We start from the raw sequence: 17,501 nt of genomic DNA on the forward strand, positions 1-17,501 counted from the left end.
ATTAGAGGCCAGCCATCGACACGGCAGCACCATCGACTTCGACGGTGCCCGGCGATACGGCGGTCGCGGTGATCACGCGATTGGACATGAGATTGAGCACTTGCAGGCTGGTGCCGCGGCTCGCGCTGGTAATCGCCTGGCCCTTGACGGTTAGAGTCATGGGGCCGCGGCGATAGATGATGGTGACGACGTCGTTCTTGGCGACCGTCAGCGGCGCGCTGACATCGCTCGCGCGGAGCAGCATGCCTTCGCGGCTCTGGCGGTTGAGCGCCATGCCCACGAGCTGTTCGATCGGCACATAGCCATAGGCATCGGCCTGACCGACCGGCACCGATTTCATCACGACGTTCTCGGGGCGGAGGATCGTTCCGGCCGGCAAGTTGGCGGCGAGGTGCGGCATGTCGATCGTCATGTCGATCGTGCCGCTGACATCGAGCGTCTGCGTGCCGTCAGCGAGCATGAACCGGACCGAGAAGTCGCGGCCGCCCTTGGTGTAGCGCAGGCTATCGAGCCGCACGGCAACGCCATTGGTCGAGACCTGGATCGGATCGATGAAGCGCGAGAACTGGATGGTGCTGTTGACGCCGGGGCCGATGAGGCCGCGGGTCGACAATTCGGTCATCACCAGATTTTCAAGCGTTGCTTCATCCACCGTCATGCCCGCGCGAGTGACGGTCACGGCGTTGATGCCATTGGCTTCAAAATTGGCGATGCCGACGCGGGCAGCGGCAGCGCGAATGGTGGCGATATCGACCTGGCCGGTGGTGCCGGGGGCAGGGGCGCTGAAGATCGCCGTTTCGGCCAGCGCGCCAGCGTCGTCGAACATGTCGGCAACGGTCACGACCTTGTTGGTCACGGTTACATTGCCGCGCAGCGCGGGCGCTGCTTCGGCGGTGGCAACCGTGAGCGACAGGGCGCTGACGAGAGCGAGGCGGAAGAGGAAGGTCACCATTGCCCCCTATCAGCGCAGCTGGCTGGTGGCCTGCATCATCTGGTCTGCACCAGAGATGACGCGGGCATTCATTTCATAGGCGCGCTGGGCAGCGATCAGGTCAGCGATTTCAGTCACCGAATTGACGTTGGCCATTTCGAGATACGACTGCAGCATGCTGCCATTGCCATCGGCATTGGCGACGCCGATCTGCGGCGCGCCGCTGGCTGCGGTCTCGAGGAAGAGGTTGTCGCCCATCGATTCGAGACCGGACTTGTTGACGAAGCGCGCCAACTGCAGCTGGCCGAGCTGGGTTGCCGGGCCGCCAGTGCCGATAAAGGCTTCGACCGTACCATCGGGCGAGATGTTCACGCCGGTTGCATTGCCGGGAATGGTGATGCCGCCCGAAAGGGCAAAACCGCTCGAATTGACCAGCGTGCCGTCTTCGTTGCGCTCGAACGAACCGTCACGGGTATAGGCCGTGCGACCATCGGGCAGGTCGACCATGAAGAAGCCTTCGCCGCGGACAGCGACGTCGAGTTCGCGTTCGGTCGGGTTGACGCTACCCTGGCTCATTACGCGGGGCGTGGCGACGGTGCGAACACCCGAACCGATTTCAAGGCCGGCCGGCACGAGCGTGCCCTGATCCGAGGTCTGCGAACCGGCGCGCGAGATCTGCTGGTAAAGCAGATCCTCGAACTCGGCGCGCTGACGCTTGAAGCCGGGCGTGCGCATGTTGGCGATATTGTTGGAGATGACTTCGACATTGCGTTCCTGCGCGCTCATGCCGGTCGATGCGATGTAAAGAGCTTTCATGGCAGTTCCTCAATGTCACGCGTTCATGGAGCCGAGGCGCTTGATCGCATCGCGACGCATGTCGTCCTGCTTCTGGCCCAGCGAGGCGATGGATTCGTAGGCTCGCGTCACGCGGATCATTTCGGCCATTTCGGAAACGCTCGAGACGTTCGACTTCTCGGTAAAGCCCTGCAGCACCCGCGAATTGGTCGCCGGCACCGGCGTGCCGCCGGCGAGCAGGTTGTTGCCCTGGCGGGTCAAAGCCTGCGGGTCGGCGAATTCGACGACGCGAAGCTGGCCCTTGGCGCCTTCGCTCGACGAGATCGACCCATCGGCTGCAATCTTGATATCGGTTTCTTCGGGGCCGAATTGGATCTGGCCGCCGGTGCCCATGACGGGGTTGCCGGCGAGATCGACGAGCGTGCCCGCATTGTTGAGCTGGAAGGCGCCGGAGCGGGTGTAGCGTTCACCAGCAGCAGTCTGCACGGTGAAGAAGCCGTCACCCGAAATCGCAACGTCGAGGGGCGCATCGGTCTGAACCATCGCACCGGCAGAAAAGTCCTGCACCGTTGCCCAGTCCTGAACATAGGACAGAGTGCGATCCTGACCCGAGAAGTCGCCATGGCGGGCGACCGGCATCTTATACTCTTCGTACAAGAGCTGTTCGGCCTTGAAGCCACCCGTGTTAACGTTGGCGATATTGTTGGCCACCATGTCCATCTGGCGCTGCAGAGCCATTTGGCGCGACAGGCCGATGAGTTGTGCGTTCTCGATCATTTCGATCCCCGGTTCGTATCCCCGAGATGGCTGACTTCCCCAAGCCTGCCGCCTCGCATCTCAAAATGCAGAAACCATGCCAGATTGGGTTCTTCTGCGTTTTCAATGGGTTATTGAAATGGACCGGTTAACTTTGCCGGGTGCTCGTTTTACTTCGCGGCAAGTAATGCCCGGCAGATATTGCCGACTAGGGGTCAAAAGTAACCAAGCGTTAACCAAGATGGCATTAGGTGGACTCATCGCCGGAATCGTCCGGCATGGTTGCATCTGGCGGGGTTTGCATGGCGACGGAAGCGGAAGTTGGCGAGGAAGTGCCAGCCAAGAAGGGCATCAACAAGCTCTTCATTATTATTGGTGCTGCGGCCATCGTAGTCCTCATCGCAGGTGCCGGCCTGTTCTTCTTCATGTCCAAGGGCAGCGCACCTGCCGAAGCTGCGGCGGAAGGCCACGAAGCTGCAGCCGGTGAACATGGCGCCCCAGCGGGCGAGCACGGCGCAACTGCTGCTGCCGATACCTTCATCTTCAATCTCGAACCGATGATGGTGAACCTGCAGAGCGCTGATGGCGCCCAGAATTACATGAAGCTCACCGTCGCCCTCGAAGTGGCCGACGAGCATATGATGACCGAAATCCAGCCACGCCTTGCCAAGGTGATCGATGCGTTCCAGGTCTATATGCGCGAGCTGCGCAAGTCCGATCTCGAAGGTTCGGCTGGCGTATACCGTCTCAAGGAAGAGTTGCTGCGTCGCGTGAACCTTGCGGTCTATCCCGCTCGGATCGAAAGCATTCTCTTCAAGGAAATGCTGGTGCAGTGATGGCTGGCCCTTCAGATCAAGACAAGCTTTCGGAAAACTGGGGTCTCGACGACCTCGATAGCCCCACGCCAAGCTTCAACATTCCCGGCGAGGGTGAAGACGGCGAAGAAGACTGGGCTGCCATGCTCAAGGCCAGCCAGGAAGGCGCCGCCGACGGTGTCGAGCGCGTTCTCAACCAGGACGAGATCGACAATCTCTTCGGTTTCGATGCGGCAACGGCGAGCAATGTGGAGCTGACCGGCGTTCAGGCGCTGATCAACAACGCGCTCGTCAGCTACGAGCGTCTGCCGATGCTCGAAATCGTCTTCGACCGCCTTGTGCGTCTCGCAACGACGTCGCTGCGTAACTTCACGTCAGATAACGTTGAAGTCTCGCTCGACTCCATCTCTTCGGTGCGTTTCGGCGATTATCTCAATTCGATCCCGCTGCCGGCCATTCTTTCGGTCATCAAGGCGGAAGAATGGGAGAATTACGGTCTTCTGACCGTCGACTCGAGCCTGATCTATTCGATGATCGACGTGCTGCTCGGCGGCCGCCGGACGGGCGTTGCCATGCGCATCGAAGGCCGTCCTTATACGACCATCGAGCAGGCACTGGCCCAGCGGCTGATCGAAGTCATTCTCGAAGACACCAAGCGCGCCTTCGAGCCGGTGACGACGGTCAATTTCAAGCTCGAACGCATGGAAACCAATCCACGCTTCGCGGCGATCTCGCGGCCCAATAATGCCGCGATCCTGATCGAGCTGCGGATCGAAATGGACGAGCGCGGCGGCAAGATCGAAATTCTCTTGCCCTACGCCACGATCGAACCCATCCGCGAACAGCTCCTGCAAATGTTCATGGGTGAAAAGTTCGGCCGCGATCCAATCTGGGAAGGGCACCTCGCCACCGAGATCTATCAGGCCGATGTCGAGATCGACGCCGTGCTGCACGAGCAGGAATTGCCGCTCTCGCGCCTTCTCGCGCTCAAGCCCGGCGATACCGTGATGTTCGAGCGCTCGCCGAATGATCCCATTCTGCTTCGCTGCGGCGATGTCGAGCTTACCGAGGCCATTATGGGCCATATCGGAAACCACGTTTCAGTGCGCGTCACGCGCCCCCTCAATCCGCCCAAGGTCACCATGGCGGCATTTGAGGCAGTTGATGAATCTATGGAAGGTCGCTGATGTTGGGGTTGTCGATGGGATTGTTCATTGAGGCCGCTGTGTCGGTGCTCATGGCGCTTACCCTGGGGTATTGCGTTGTACTCAACCGTAAGCTCGCCCGGCTTCACGCCGATCGGGATGCGCTCAAATTGATGGTCAGCGATCTGGTCGCGGCCACCAATCTTGCCAATCAGGCGATCAAGGAACTCAAGGCCACCGCTGTCGAGGCCGACATGGTCCTCAGCTCGCGGCTTGAAGAAGCCGAGCGCTTCGGCATCGAATTGGCCAATCACGTCAATTCAGGCACCGCGCTGATGCAGAAGATCGTTCGCGTCACCAATGCCGTGCGTCAGAGCCCGGTGATTATGCCGGCCCCTGCAGCCAATGAGTCGATCGGCACAGGTAAGGAAAACAACAAGGTGCGTGCGGCCCTCGAGCAGCTTTCGACCCGCGTGCGGAACCGTGGAGTGGCCGCGTGAACCGGATCCGCCTCCTTCCTGTCGTTATCTTGATGATCGGGGCGCTCCTCGTTCTCAAGACCGTGGGTCTCGTGACCCAGGGCAGCTATGCGCTGACCGGCGTCAACGTTGCCCTCGCGGCAGGTGGTGGCGGTGGTGGCCACGGCGGTTCGTCCGAGCCTGCAGCGACATCGACCCTGTCCCAGCCAACAGTGGCCGATACGTCGCCCACAATTGCCGACACCGCGCCAACGGCGGGTGAACAACCTCCCGTCGCTGCGGGCGGTCACGGCGCACCCGCGCCCGCCAATGATCATGGCGCAACGCCAGCGCCGGAAGCCGGCCATGGCGGTGAGGCGACCCAGGTCGCCGAAGCCAATATCGAAGGCGCGGCCGATGGTGGACATGGCGCCCCCGAAGGCTCCAATAGCGTTGCAGAATTCAATGCCTGCGCGCCGCGTCCGGTGGGCGAGGAAACGCCCGATGGCCAATTGACCGCCGTCGGTGCCGATTGTCCGCCAATCAAAGACGCCACGCCGCAGCTTTCGACGCCCAGTGGCAATGTCGATCTCGGCGCTTCGGACCCGACGCTGACCGAACAGGTGCTGCTCGACCGGCTCTCGGCCCGCCGCACCGAACTCGACAGCTATGAGCAGGAACTGGCTCTGCGCGCTTCGCTCATCGATGCCGCCGAAAAGCGCGTCAACGAACGCACCGCCACGCTCCAGGCCCTCGAATCGCAGATCTCGGGTCTGGTCGAAGAGCGCAAGAAGCTCGAGGAAGATCAGTTCGCTTCGATCGTGTCGATGTACAAGACCATGAAGCCCAAAGATGCTGCCGGCATCTTCAATGCGCTCGAAATGGATGTGCTGCTGCGCGTTGCCAAAATGATGCCGCCTCGCAACATGGCTCCGATTCTGGCGGCGATGGACCGAACCAAGGCCGAGGCCCTAACCGTCGCACTCGCCTCGCAAACCTCGGAAAATCCCGAGCAGATGGGCGCTGCCGACCTCGCCGCCTTGCCCCAGATCGTCGGGCAGTAAACTTCTCAAGGAGCCCGCGGTGTTTACGCTGCGGGCTTTTTGCTGTCTTCCGGCTGCATTTCCCTATCCCACCCAAGACTTAAGCGCCGCGCGTAATCGGGTGTTAAGCATGCTTGCTTAGTCTGCGGCCAGTGCTTGGTTGTTGGCATGTTCTGGGTTTCCAGGGGTGTTCAGCTCTGCGTCGGGGCAGGTGGAAGTCGTGAATAAGACCATCAATTCGGGTTGGCTGAGGCCGCGTCATCTTCTGGCAGCGGCATATCTGTCGGTCAGCCTCCTCACGGTTTCCGTTGCCATGGGGCAGGATCAGGCCCAATTCTTTGCGACGCAGGAAGAAGGTTACGGCCGGCTCGTAATCAGCTTTCCCGATCGCGACACCATGCCGGCCTATTCGATGCGCATGACCAATGGTGTTCTCGCGCTCGAGTTCAGCGAGCCCATCAACGTCTCTCTGCCCGACGTCGCCTCGATTCTCCCCGATTATCTCTCGGTTGCGCGCCTCGATCCCTCGGGCAAAGGGCTACGCATTGGCCTCCGCACGACGCTCAATTTCAACCGCACCGAAGCGGGCACCAAACTTTTCATCGATCTGCTGCCCTCCAACTGGCAGGGCTCGCCGCCACCGCTCCCCGATGACGTCATCGCCGAGATGACCCAGCGCGCCGAGCGCCTGGCGCTCCGCGCCGACCAGCAGCGCAAGGCCAATGTCGTTGCCGAGCAGAACCCCAAGGGCACGCTGCGAATCGGCCGCAATCCGACCTTCATGCGCCTGCAGTTCGATTGGACCATTCCGACCCAGGCCAAGTTCGAGCAGGAAGGCGAGGTCGGCAATCTTGAATTCGAATGGCCGGTCGAGGTCGATCTGCGCGATCTGCTGTCCGATCTGCCGCCCGAAATCGTCACCGCCAAGAACACCGTCGATCTCGATGGCAGCGGGGTCAACCTCCGCTTTGCCAAAGGCATCACGCCGCGATTCTATTCGACCGGGCCCAACCAATATGTCCTCGATATCGACGTTGAGGGTCAGGGCCTGCCGGAATTTTCGGCCGAGGCGCTTGCCGCCGAAGTGCCACATGATACCGCTGATGCTGGCGCCGAGGCCGGGCAGGGCGCCTCCACTGGGCAAGACCTCACCGTTGTGCCGCCCAGCGAAATTACGCCCTTCGTCACCAATATCGGCAGCACCGTCCGCGTCGTCTTTCCGTTCACGCAGGAAACGCCCGCTGCCATTTTCCGGCGCGGCGATTCTGTCTGGCTGATGTTCGATACGAGCAGCACCATCCAGATCCCCAGCGATCTCGAAGAGCTCTCCGACATTTCCGACGAGTTCGTCGTCTCGATGGCGGACAATGCCCAGATCGTTCGTCTCGACCTGTCCAAGGATCGGCTCGCGACCATGGGGTCCGAGGGTCAGTCCTGGGTGCTCTCGCTGGGCGATGTCATGATGGCGCCGACCGAACCGATGGAATTGACCCGTCGCCGCGACATGCGCGGCGATTTCGAGATGACCGCTAATCTCGTTCGCCCAGGCCGTGTCCACCAGTTTCAGGATCCGCTCGTTGGCGACACGCTCGACGTGGTCACCATCTATCCACCGGCGCGCGGCATCACGCGCTCGCTCGATTATGTCGACTTCACCGCCATGACGAGTGTCCACGGCCTCGTCATTCGCCCCAAGGCCGACGATCTCTCGATTTCGCTCGAAAATGCCCTTGCCGTCATCGGCACTAATGAAGGGCTCGAAGTTTCCTCGACCGACAGCCTCCGTCACGGCGTCGCCGCCACCGTGCCAACCGATCGCCCCGGCTATGTTGATTATGAGCCCCTGGTGCAGTCGGACGCGGGAGTCTTCGGCAAGCAGCGCGACGAGCTGGAAGCCGCCGCCGCCGCCAGCGATGGCCGCGCGCGCGATGCGGCGCGCGTCGATCTCGCGGAGTTCTACGTCGCCAATGGCTTTGCCATGGAGGCCCTCGGTGTGCTCCGCGTTACCGAAGGCAATCTGCGCAATGATGAATTGCTGGCCAAGCTGAAGATGAGCATGGCCGCCGCCAACATCATGGCTGGCCGTCCCCAGGATGCGCTGACGCAGCTCAACACGCCCGACTATGATCAGGACATCGATGGCATGTTCTGGCGCGCCATCGCCCGCTCGCATGCCGGCGACTATGCCGGAGCGCGCGCCGATGCCACCCAGGCCTATTCAATCATCGATTCCTATCCCGGCTGGGCGCGCGAGACCTTCCTTCTCGCCGCCACCCGCGCCGCCATCGAAGAGCATTATGCCGACCAGGCCCAGCAGATGATCGGCGACGTCCGCTTCTCCGATCTCGGCAATGACCAGGTGGCCGATTTCAATCTCCTCACCGGCCGCATCGCCGAAGAGCGCGGCGAACTCAACAACGCTATCGATATCTACGGCCAGGTCATCGCCATGGAAGTGCGCGAGCCGCGCGCCGAGGCTGTCTACCGCACGCTCAAAATCCTCGACCAGCAGAAGCGTCTCGACATCGTCAAGGGCGCCCAGACGCTCTCTGCCGAAGCGCTGCTCTGGCGCGGCGATGCGCTTGAGGCCTCGATGCAAGGCATGCTGGCCGATCTCTATTTCCGCTCCGGCGAATATCGTCAGGGTTTTGAATCGGTGATGGCCGCTGTGGCGAGCGATCCCGATAGCCGTGACGTGCAGGCGCTCAGCGACAATGCGCAAAAGACTTTCAACGAGCTTTTCCTCAATGGCCTCGCCGATTCCATCGGCCCGGTCGAAGCGCTCAGCATCTATTACGACTTCCGCCAGTTGACCCCGCCGGGCACGCGCGGCGATGAGATGATCCGCAATCTCGCCCGTCGCCTCGTCCGCGTTGATCTGCTGCCGCAGGCGGCAGAGCTGCTTAAGTATCAGCTCGACAATCGTCTGCGCGGCGTGGCCCGCACGCAGGTCGCTTCCGATCTGGCGGTCATTTATCTCGCCGATCAGCAGCCTGCCGAGGCGATGCGTGTCCTCAACGACACGCGGCTGCCCGATCTGCCAGACGGGCTCGGTCGTCAGCGCCGCATTCTCGAAGCCCGCGCGCTCCTCGATGGCGGCCGCGATCAGCTCGCGCTCGACATGATCCGCGAATTGACCGGCAAGGATGTCGACCTCATGCGCATCGACGCGCATTGGAAGGCCAAGCGTTATGGTCAGGCCGGCCAACTCATCGAAGGCCTCTATCCGGCAACGCCGGGCGTACCCCTCAGCAAGTCCGCCCGCATGGCCGTTCTACAGGCCGCAGTCGGCTACGTCATGAGCAATGATTCGAGCGGCATTGCCCGCCTCAGGTCGAAATATTCCGACGCCATGGTCAGCTCGCCCGAATGGCCGATGTTCGACTATGTCACCGGCCCAATCGAAGCCACCAGCAACCAGTTCCGCCAAGTCGCCACCGAAATCGCCTCCGTCAACGGGCTCGAAACCTTCCTCTCGGCCTATCGCGAAGTCTACGGCAGCGAAGGCGCGCTGACTCCGGAGTCGGCGGCGCAGCCGGATGGTGCGGTAGCGACGCTGAAGTAGGAGAGGCCATCGCTGGAAATTGTTGGCGAGATAAAGATGTCGCCAAAAGTCACGTGAGTGACGGGTAGCTATTCATAGAGGCCGTTTTCGACCCCGTTCAAGAAATGGATTAGCTCCTGAAAGCGGATACACCCGCCTCAGGCCGTTAGGAAAAAGTCGATCCATCGCTCAGAACTGCAGGATCAATATAGCTATCGCCACAGCAACGACAATCGCCATGATCAAGATATGGATGTGCACCCTACGCTCCTGCGCTGATCCAGATCGGGCCAGAACCTTCAGCCGGTGCGCACGGAGGCCACGGTCGAGATTTTCGGGCTCGTAAAGGCTTGTGCAAACCGGAGTGAAGTCCGGCTGCATGTGCCAAACGAGCGCCCGAAGATTGGCCGGTGAGCCAACTGGTATAAGCTGGCATCCGACTACACGCTCGCCCGCCGCTACCGGAGAGGATGCCTCGATTAGCACACTCTCCGGGACCGGCTCTCTACGGCCAGGCAGCACACGCTGCACGCCGTAGAGCTTCTTTTCCTGCCTCATCAGACTGGTTTTGCCTTCTGCTCGGGCGCGCGCGCTTGAGACGTGCCGAGCACGAGCGCGCCGAGCAAGGCTGAGATTAGAGATCCCAAGAGAACGCCGAGTTTGACCTCGTCCTGCAGCAGCGTTGAGTCAGGGAAGGCAAGCAAGCCAATAAAGAGGCTCATGGTGAAGCCAATGCCGCAAAGAAGGGACACCCCATAGACCTGCCGCCATGTTGCATACATCGGCAATTCGGCCCAGCCGGCACGAATGACGAGTGCGGCCGCCGCAAAGACCCCGACCTGCTTGCCGATGACGAGGCCCGCCGCAACACCGAGCGGCACTGGATCGGCAAGTTGGCCGATCGACATACCCGCGAAAGACACGCCGGCATTGGCAAAACCGAAGATCGGCAGGATCAGGAAGGTCACCCAGGGTTGCAGGCCGTGCTCAAGCTTATGCAGCGGGGAATTCATGTCGTCAGGACGCGTAGGGCTCGGGCGTAGCGGGATCGTCAGCGCGAGAACGACGCCAGCAAGCGTAGCGTGGATGCCTGATTGCAGGACGAAGAACCAGAGCACCGCGCCGAGCAGCAAATAGGGCCACAGCACACGCACCCCAGTCCGGTTCATGGCAACGAGCGCAACGATGAGACCAGCAGCGAGGCCAAGGTTCATCATATCAATTGAGGTCGTATAGAAGAGCGCAATGATGATGACAGCGCCAAGGTCATCGATGATGGCGAGAGCGGTCAGGAACACTTTTAGCGTTGTGGGCACGCGCGATCCCAAAAGCGACAGTACGCCAAGCGCGAAGGCAATGTCCGTCGCGGCCGGGATGGCCCAGCCGTTGGGGTGACCTGTTGGTCCCATATTGAACGCCAGATAAATCAGCGCAGGCCCCACCATACCGCCTATGGCGGCAGAGCCGGGCAGAACGCGCCTCGGCCATGTCGAAAGCTGCCCATCGATGACCTCCCGCTTGATCTCGAGACCGACCAACAGAAAGAACAGCGCCATCAAGCCGTCATTGATCCAATGATGCACCGAGAGGCCGCCGACATAGGCGTGAAGCCCATCGAAGTAAGCGGCGGCGAGCGGCGAATTGGCGACCAGGATGGCGAGCGCCGCGGCAACCATGAGAATGATACCGCCCGAAGAGGCGTTGTCGAGAAAGGCGCGGAGAAGAGAAACGGGACGCGTGGGCGCAGCAGACATTGTCGCCAGCTCCTTAAGACACGGATGTTCGGAAAAGTGGTTTAGGCCCGACGCGACAAAGCGCGTGGCAGCTCAACAGCCGCCGCTGGGTAAACCAGAAATGCAATGAAGATGGAGTGGCTTTGTTCAGCCAAGCACAAGTGGGCCATGGGTCTCTTTCGAGATTCTGTTCCGCTGGCGGCCCGACCAGCGCAATCCTGCCCCATGAGGGCACCCGAGGAAGGTCTAGCGACCTGTGTCGGAAAGTTCAAGCAATGTTGGGATGCGGTTAGCGACCATGAAGCGTGCCAAATCTCTTCCCGCACCAATGTTGGCTTATGATGAATGTGAGTTTAAAGCCGCCAACCTTCGTCCCAACCCTCGTCTGCCGTTTAGCCCAACACCACCTAACTCACAAAACTTCGCACCAGCGATCCGACGACCAGATACCAGCCGTCCACGAGCACGAAGAAGATCAGCTTGAAGGGCAGGGAGATCACGACGGGCGGCAGCATCATCATACCCATGCTCATCAGCACCGACGCGACGACCATGTCGATGATGACGAAGGGCAGGAACAGCAGGAAGCCGATTTCGAAGGCGCGCCGCAGTTCTGAAATCAGGAAAGCCGGGATCAGCAATTGCAGCGGAATGGCTTCCGCTTCATCGGGGATTTCCGCATCCGTCAGATCGTAGAACAGCGACAGGTCCTGATCCCGGACATTGGCGCGCATGAAGGCATGGAGCGGCGCCACGGTCGGCTCGAAGGCTTCGGTGATCTCGATCTGCCCGGCCAAGAGCGGCGCGATGCCGTTGTCATAGCTCTGCTGCAGCGTCGGCTGCATGATGAAGAAGGTGAGGAACAGCGCCAGCGAGATCATTACCGAGTTCGGCGGCGCCGTCTGGAGACCGATGGCCGTGCGGAGCAGGGACAGCACGACGACGATACGGGTAAAACTCGTCACCATCACGAGGATGGATGGCGCGAGTGACAGGATGGTCAGAAGGCCGATGAACTGGATGGCGCGCTCGGCGATCGCAGTGTCGTCGCCGAAGCCGATGGAGATGTCCTGCGCCTGGGCGATGCCTGTTGCCAGAAGTGTCAGCCCGGCAGCAAGCGCCAGGCCGATAAAGGCCGTTTTCTTGAGGCGCCTGCGCGGGGCGCTAGTTTCTGTTGCTCTCGCCCTGCGCTTCGTGATCACGCGTTATGCTTTCGTTAACCGGCTCGTCTTCGCCTTCTTTAGCTGAGTCGGCCGCGTTTACGGGCGAAATGTCCGCTTTATACCCCGGCGGCAAAGTGTCCTGCGTCGTTACCGGGCGCAGCAGGCCCGTGTGGCGCAGCGATTTGCCCGGCGCATGCTCGCGCACCTTGTTGGCTTCACGGGCGCGATCTGCGGCGGCGCCGGGGCCCGCGGCTACAGTCGCAGCCGGCACAATCGTCGGCTTTATATCGGTCTTGCGCCCTTCACTGGCTGGGCGGCGACCAACCATGGGTACAGGGCGGCGCGAGGTTTGCGCGGCGGGCGGCTCCGGAGGCGTGATCCCCGATTCCACGACGAGGTCCTGGCTGCCGCCGGTCAGGATCAGGTGTTCGACATTGTCGCGCCGCACGATCAGCAATTGCCGCTTCTGATCGACCACCAGAGTGTCGATGATCGCGAGGCGCCGATTGCGTCCGCGCACGCCGTTGCTCGACACGTTGAAGACCAGTTTGAGCAGCCATACACCGAAGATGATGAGGACGATTACGGCCCCGAGGGCGAAGAAAGCGGTCAGGTATGTACTGCCGCTACCGCCGAAAAGGCTGGTGATGAACTGCACTGATTCTAACTCCTAAAGTGGCCGCCGTGATTCTGACGGGCATTTTCTGCCCAGTCAAACCAGGCAATCGTGCAGATTGCGAGGCAATTTGGGACAGCATGCGTGCTCAATTAACTCTTCTTTAACCACAAATGGGCAGGATTTTCCTATCTAGCCTGGACTCAAGGAGCGCTGGCGATGGGATTGTTGGATATGCCGGTCTTCGCGGCGCTGACGGACAAGATGCGCTGGCATCAGGCCCGGCAGGGATTGCTCGCCGAAAACGTCGCCAACGCCGATAACCCCGGCTTCAAGGGTCGCGACCTCAAGCAATACAACTTCGAGGATCGGTTCAAGGTCGCACAGGCGCCGACGGTGGCGACTGCAGCGACCCAGCCTATGCACTTTTCCACCAGCCTTGGCGGCGGTTCAAGCTTTGCCGATCAGCGCATGGTGAATTTCGAAGTCACGCCGCGCGGAAATGGCATCACGCTCGAAGACGAAATGATGAAGGTCACGACCAATATGATGGATTATCAGGCCGCGACCTCCCTTTACCAGAAGTCGGTCAAGATCTTGAAGACCGCACTCGGCAAGACAGCATAAGGAGGGCGTGACCCATGGACTTCAACACTTCGATCGGCATCGCCGCAACTGGCCTTCATGCCCAATCCGCCCGTATGCGCGTCATCGCTGAAAACATTGCCAATGCCGACTCGACGGCCTCGACCCCGGGCGGCCAGCCCTACCGTCGCCGCGTGCCGACGTTCGAAACGGTGATGAACCAGGAGCTTGGCGGTAAGGTCATCACCATGGGCAAGGTTGCCCTCGATCAAAGCGATTTCACGAGCCGTTACGAACCCGGCCATCCGGCCGCGGATGCCAGCGGCTACGTCCAGTATCCCAACGTCAATACGCTCATCGAGACGATGGACATGCGCGAGGCCCAGCGCAGTTACGAGGCCAATCTCAACGTGGTTACCATCTCTCGCCAGATGCTCGGGCAAACGCTCGACATCCTGCGCGGCTGACGTTCTAGGGGGCAAATATCATGGCGTCGACACCATTCAACATCGCAGCCGCGGCCTATGGCAATGCCAGCCGCCTCGCGTCGCAAATCAGCCGTCCGGAAGTCGAAAGCACGATCGCCGGGATTTCCGGTGGTCCGAACTTCGCACAGATGCTGGCCCAGTCGGTCCAGGGCATCGCCGAAACCGGCCGCGCCGCCGACCCGACTGCCGTCGCGTCGCTCAACGATGCCGCAAGCCGTCTTCTCTCCCAGGCGTCGCAGCCGGGCGCGCAGCTCGGCACCAATGCCGGCAAATCAGGCAATGAATTCGCCCAGATGCTGGCCCAGTCGGTGCAGGGTGTCGTCGATACCGGCCGCTCCTCGGACAAAATGGCCATCGACATGGTCAACGGCAAAGCCAATGTCGTCGATATGGTCACCGCCATGTCCCAGACCGAGTTTGCCATCGACAGCATCGTGACCATTCGCGACCGCGTCATCCAGTCCTATGAATCGATCATGAGCATGCCGATCTAAGGCATGCTTTCGCTCTCGCAACTTTGAGGGCTGCCGCTGCATAGAATTCGCGGCGGATTCAGGAATCAGTTACCTATGGCTTCGCGATTCTGTTCGCGGAGCGACTAAAATGACCGGCGCCGAAGTTCTCGACATTGCCAATCAGGGCATTTGGACGCTCGTCATCGTGTCCCTGCCCATGATGCTCGTCGGTCTCGTCGTGGGCGTCGTCATCGCGCTCTTTCAGGCGCTGACGCAGATCCAGGAACAGACCCTGGTCTTCGTGCCCAAGATCATCGCCATCTTCGTCACCATGCTGATCGCCCTGCCGTTCATGGGCGCGACCATGTCGGCTTATATGACGCGCGTGGTCGACATGATCATCGTCGGCGGCTGATGTTTACGCTCAACATCGATTGGGCGCCTGGCGCCGCCTTTACCTATCTCATCCTGTTTTCGCGCATCGCCGCGATGCTGATGCTGATGCCGGCATTGGGTGAAGACACGATCCCCGCGCGCTTGCGTCTCTCCTTTGCGCTGCTGCTGACTTTGGTACTATACCCATTGCTGCGCGACGTGATTCCGCCCGCTTCGACCGATTTCGGCCCGATGCTGGGACTGCTGTTCCATGAGATCGCCGTTGGCCTCATTATCGGGGCCATCGTGCGCATCACCACCATGGCCACCCAGGTCGCGGGCGCCATCGTCGCCTTCCAGACTGGCCTTTCCGGCGCCATGGCGGCCGACCCGACCCAGCAGGGCATGCAGGCTGCGGTGTTTTCAAGCTTTCTGTCGTTCCTCGGCATCACGCTGATCTTTGCGACCGATCTCCATCACATGATCCTCGCGGCGATCTACGACAGCTATGATGTGTTCTCGCCGACCATGCCCATCATGTCGGAAGATGCCATGCAACTGGCGCTCAAGACCGTCGCCGGCGCCTTCTCGGTCGGCGTGCAGATGTCTGCGCCCTTCATCGTCTTCGGACTCGTGTTCAACCTTGGCGCCGGCATCCTGGCGCGCCTGATGCCTGCCTTGCAGGTCTATTTTCTGCTCATGCCCGCCAACATCCTCGCCGGCCTCGTGCTTTTCGCGCTCCTGCTCATGATGATGATGGGGTGGTATCTCTCCGCCTTTGAAAATCATCTGGCCATGTGGCGGGGGTAGTCGATGTCAGACGAGGCCCCGGAGCAGGAAAGCAAAACAGAAGATCCCTCCCATAGAAAGCTCGAGGAAGCCCATAAAAAGGGCGATGTCGCCAAGAGCCACGAGGTAACGGCCTGGTTCATGCTGGTGGGCATGGCCGTCGTGGTCTCGTCGATGGCGCCTTGGGTCGCCCAGCAGATCAGCAATCCACTGCAGATCATCATGATGAATGCCGATCGCTTCGACGTCGAGGGGTCGGGTTTCTCTGCCTTTTTCAATGGGCTCGCGCTCGCCATGATCGGCGCAGTGCTAGCCCCGCTTGGCGTGCTCTATGTCTGCGGCGTCGTTGCCAATCTCATCCAGCACAAGCCGCTGTTCTCTACCGAGCCCGTCACCCCGAAATTCTCCAAGATTTCTCCGCTCGCTGGAGCCAAGCGCCTGTTCTCGGGCGAAGCGCTGGTCAATTTTGGCAAGGGGCTCGCCAAGATCGCCGTTGTCGGCACCGTCGTCGTGATGACTGTCTGGCCCGAGCGAGATCGCCTCGACACCATGATGACGGCCGACCCGATCGTCATCCTGCTCGATTTCCAGGAATTGGCGGTCAAGATCCTGACCTCCGTGCTCATCGTCGTCACCGCCATTGCGGCCGCCGACTACTTCTACACACGCAACAAGTGGTGGAAGCGGCAGATGATGACCATGCAGGAAACGCGCGACGAATATAAGCAGATGGAAGGCGATCCGCACGTCAAGGGCCGCATTCGCCAGCTCCGGCAGGAGAAGGCGCGTAAGCGCATGATGCAGGCCGTGCCCGACGCCACGGTCGTTGTCACCAACCCGACCCACTATGCCGTGGCGCTTAAATACGAAAAGGGCATGGGCGCACCAAAATGCGTCGCTAAGGGCGCCGACGCGGTCGCCTTGCGCATTCGCACCGTGGCCAAGGAAAGCGATGTGCCGATCATCGAAAATCCGCCGCTCGCCCGCGCGCTCTACGCGTCGGTTGACGTTGACCAGGATATCCCCGCCGAACACTTCAAGGCTGTCGCCGAGATTATCGGCTTCGTCATGCGCCTCAAGCACGGGCAGAGCTGGAAGGCGCGCTGATCGCGGCTGTGCTGCTGGAGGCCTAGGGTTGAGATCACGAAATCCGCCCGCGCGACGACCGGGATTTTTGGAAGCTCGATCACGTCATATCCCATTGCGGGGTAGTCGCGCTTTAGCCGCTCATATTCCACCAGTGCGGCGTCTAGCCCATGTTGCCGCTCGGCATCTCTGCGGTAGATCTCTGGCCATGGCGGCGTCAAAAACACTGTCTTGTGGAAGCTCGGATAGCCAGCCTCATAGAGCACGCCGCGATTGCCCGTCACTTCGGCCAGACCAGACAGAGCATCGAAAAGCCCGCGGTCGAAAAATACCGGGCCATCGAGTGTACTTGCCGTCGCAAGATCCTCTCGCGAGAGCGACACTACTCTGGTCAGAAACCCCTTGAGATCCAGCCAGGGCAGGGCGCTTCCGCCCGCGGCTTCTTCCTCGATAACGATCCTTCGCCCGGGCTCTTCGATCACGGCAAAGCCGCGCCGGGACAGTTCGGTCAGCAGCGTGGATTTGCCGCCGCCTGAGCAGCCGGAAATAATGATCAACCCGTTCAAATTCGAATTCCTTTCGTGAGGTTTTATTGCGCCAAACCGCAGGGATTTGAGGCACAGGGCGGGAAAAGCCGCCTTCGCTCTCCCAACGGGGGAATCCATTTGCTAAACCAATGTCGAGTGTCCCGAATCGGGGCAGGTTTTGCGCTGGAGCTCCCATT

The 17,501-nt window shown here is 60.8% G+C and carries 18 protein-coding genes; 11 read left to right on the forward strand and 7 right to left on the reverse strand.

Annotated features, from left to right (window positions below):
* Position 1: 1 nt before the first annotated feature.
* From flgA to flgF, 3 genes are read right to left on the reverse strand one after another with little or no spacing between them, the layout of a single operon-like run.
* Positions 2 to 949 (reverse strand): flagellar basal body P-ring formation chaperone FlgA, encoded by a 948-nt coding sequence (gene flgA, locus ASG47_RS16935; RefSeq protein WP_162243271.1) that lies wholly within the window; start codon positions 947 to 949, stop codon positions 2 to 4.
* Between the two features lie 12 nt (positions 950 to 961).
* A complete protein-coding gene (flgG, locus tag ASG47_RS16940; protein ID WP_061911204.1) occupies positions 962 to 1,747 on the reverse strand; it encodes a flagellar basal-body rod protein FlgG in 786 nt (261 codons plus the stop codon).
* A 15-nt stretch (positions 1,748 to 1,762) separates the two neighbouring features.
* The gene (flgF, locus tag ASG47_RS16945) at positions 1,763 to 2,500 is read right to left on the reverse strand and encodes a flagellar basal-body rod protein FlgF (protein WP_061911609.1); all 738 of its coding nucleotides are present in this window, start codon (positions 2,498 to 2,500) and stop codon (positions 1,763 to 1,765) included.
* A gap of 284 nt (positions 2,501 to 2,784) precedes the next feature.
* Here flgF and ASG47_RS16950 point away from each other — a divergent pair, with 284 nt between their 5' ends.
* The 5 genes from ASG47_RS16950 to ASG47_RS16970 all read left to right on the forward strand — a co-directional run bounded on the left by ASG47_RS16950 (position 2,785) and on the right by ASG47_RS16970 (position 9,508).
* The gene (locus tag ASG47_RS16950; protein WP_061911206.1) at positions 2,785 to 3,318 is read left to right on the forward strand and encodes a flagellar basal body-associated FliL family protein; all 534 of its coding nucleotides are present in this window, start codon (positions 2,785 to 2,787) and stop codon (positions 3,316 to 3,318) included.
* A complete protein-coding gene (fliM, locus tag ASG47_RS16955; RefSeq protein ID WP_061911208.1) occupies positions 3,318 to 4,484 on the forward strand; it encodes a flagellar motor switch protein FliM in 1,167 nt (388 codons plus the stop codon). Before ASG47_RS16950 ends, fliM begins: the two co-directional genes overlap by 1 nt.
* A 14-nt stretch (positions 4,485 to 4,498) precedes the next feature.
* Complete coding sequence (locus ASG47_RS16960) at positions 4,499 to 4,942, forward strand: DUF6468 domain-containing protein (protein WP_156464149.1); 444 nt, start codon at positions 4,499 to 4,501, stop codon at positions 4,940 to 4,942.
* Complete coding sequence (locus ASG47_RS16965) at positions 4,939 to 5,964, forward strand: MotE family protein (protein WP_061911211.1); 1,026 nt, start codon at positions 4,939 to 4,941, stop codon at positions 5,962 to 5,964. Before ASG47_RS16960 ends, ASG47_RS16965 begins: the two co-directional genes overlap by 4 nt.
* Before the next feature lie 199 nt (positions 5,965 to 6,163).
* Positions 6,164 to 9,508, forward strand: coding sequence for a hypothetical protein (locus ASG47_RS16970; protein ID WP_156464150.1), 3,345 nt, complete (start codon positions 6,164 to 6,166; stop codon positions 9,506 to 9,508).
* A 536-nt stretch (positions 9,509 to 10,044) separates the two neighbouring features.
* Here the strand turns inward: ASG47_RS16970 and nhaA are convergent.
* From nhaA to ASG47_RS16990, 3 genes are all read right to left on the reverse strand, one after another.
* Positions 10,045 to 11,241 carry a Na+/H+ antiporter NhaA gene (nhaA, locus tag ASG47_RS16980; RefSeq protein WP_061911217.1) on the reverse strand — a complete coding sequence of 399 codons (1,197 nt, stop codon included), beginning with the start codon at positions 11,239 to 11,241 and terminating at the stop codon, positions 10,045 to 10,047.
* A 386-nt stretch (positions 11,242 to 11,627) separates the two neighbouring features.
* On the reverse strand, positions 11,628 to 12,419 hold the full coding sequence (gene fliP / locus ASG47_RS16985) for a flagellar type III secretion system pore protein FliP (protein WP_061911610.1): 792 nt from the start codon (positions 12,417 to 12,419) through the stop codon (positions 11,628 to 11,630).
* Positions 12,385 to 13,041: a flagellar biosynthetic protein FliO gene (locus tag ASG47_RS16990; protein ID WP_061911219.1), complete on the reverse strand. Its 657-nt coding sequence runs from the start codon at positions 13,039 to 13,041 to the stop codon at positions 12,385 to 12,387. Before ASG47_RS16990 ends, fliP begins: the two co-directional genes overlap by 35 nt.
* Before the next feature lie 177 nt (positions 13,042 to 13,218).
* On the opposite strand from ASG47_RS16990, the gene flgB reads away from it, so the two are divergent.
* The 6 genes from flgB (at position 13,219) to flhB (ending at position 16,798) form a co-directional block, all read left to right on the forward strand.
* A complete protein-coding gene (flgB, locus tag ASG47_RS16995; protein WP_061911221.1) occupies positions 13,219 to 13,626 on the forward strand; it encodes a flagellar basal body rod protein FlgB in 408 nt (135 codons plus the stop codon).
* A 14-nt stretch (positions 13,627 to 13,640) separates the two neighbouring features.
* Complete coding sequence (gene flgC / locus ASG47_RS17000; protein WP_061911223.1) at positions 13,641 to 14,051, forward strand: flagellar basal body rod protein FlgC; 411 nt, start codon at positions 13,641 to 13,643, stop codon at positions 14,049 to 14,051.
* A gap of 20 nt (positions 14,052 to 14,071) precedes the next feature.
* Positions 14,072 to 14,566 carry a flagellar hook-basal body complex protein FliE gene (locus ASG47_RS17005; protein WP_244484022.1) on the forward strand — a complete coding sequence of 165 codons (495 nt, stop codon included), beginning with the start codon at positions 14,072 to 14,074 and terminating at the stop codon, positions 14,564 to 14,566.
* 109 nt (positions 14,567 to 14,675) lie between these two features.
* Complete coding sequence (gene fliQ / locus ASG47_RS17010; RefSeq protein ID WP_061911225.1) at positions 14,676 to 14,942, forward strand: flagellar biosynthesis protein FliQ; 267 nt, start codon at positions 14,676 to 14,678, stop codon at positions 14,940 to 14,942.
* Positions 14,942 to 15,712, forward strand: coding sequence for a flagellar biosynthetic protein FliR (gene fliR, locus ASG47_RS17015; protein WP_061911227.1), 771 nt, complete (start codon positions 14,942 to 14,944; stop codon positions 15,710 to 15,712). Before fliQ ends, fliR begins: the two co-directional genes overlap by 1 nt.
* 3 nt (positions 15,713 to 15,715) lie before the next feature.
* Positions 15,716 to 16,798, forward strand: a complete 1,083-nt coding sequence (gene flhB, locus ASG47_RS17020) for a flagellar biosynthesis protein FlhB (RefSeq protein ID WP_061911229.1) — start codon at positions 15,716 to 15,718, stop codon at positions 16,796 to 16,798.
* Here the strand turns inward: flhB and ASG47_RS20450 are convergent.
* Positions 16,684 to 17,343, reverse strand: coding sequence for an AAA family ATPase (locus ASG47_RS20450; RefSeq protein WP_082511810.1), 660 nt, complete (start codon positions 17,341 to 17,343; stop codon positions 16,684 to 16,686). The two genes, flhB and ASG47_RS20450, sit on opposite strands and share 115 nt — an antisense overlap.
* Positions 17,344 to 17,501: the final 158 nt, after the last annotated feature.

The sequence above is a fragment of the Devosia sp. Leaf420 genome, from assembly GCF_001425445.1.
Lineage (GTDB): Bacteria > Pseudomonadota > Alphaproteobacteria > Rhizobiales > Devosiaceae > Devosia.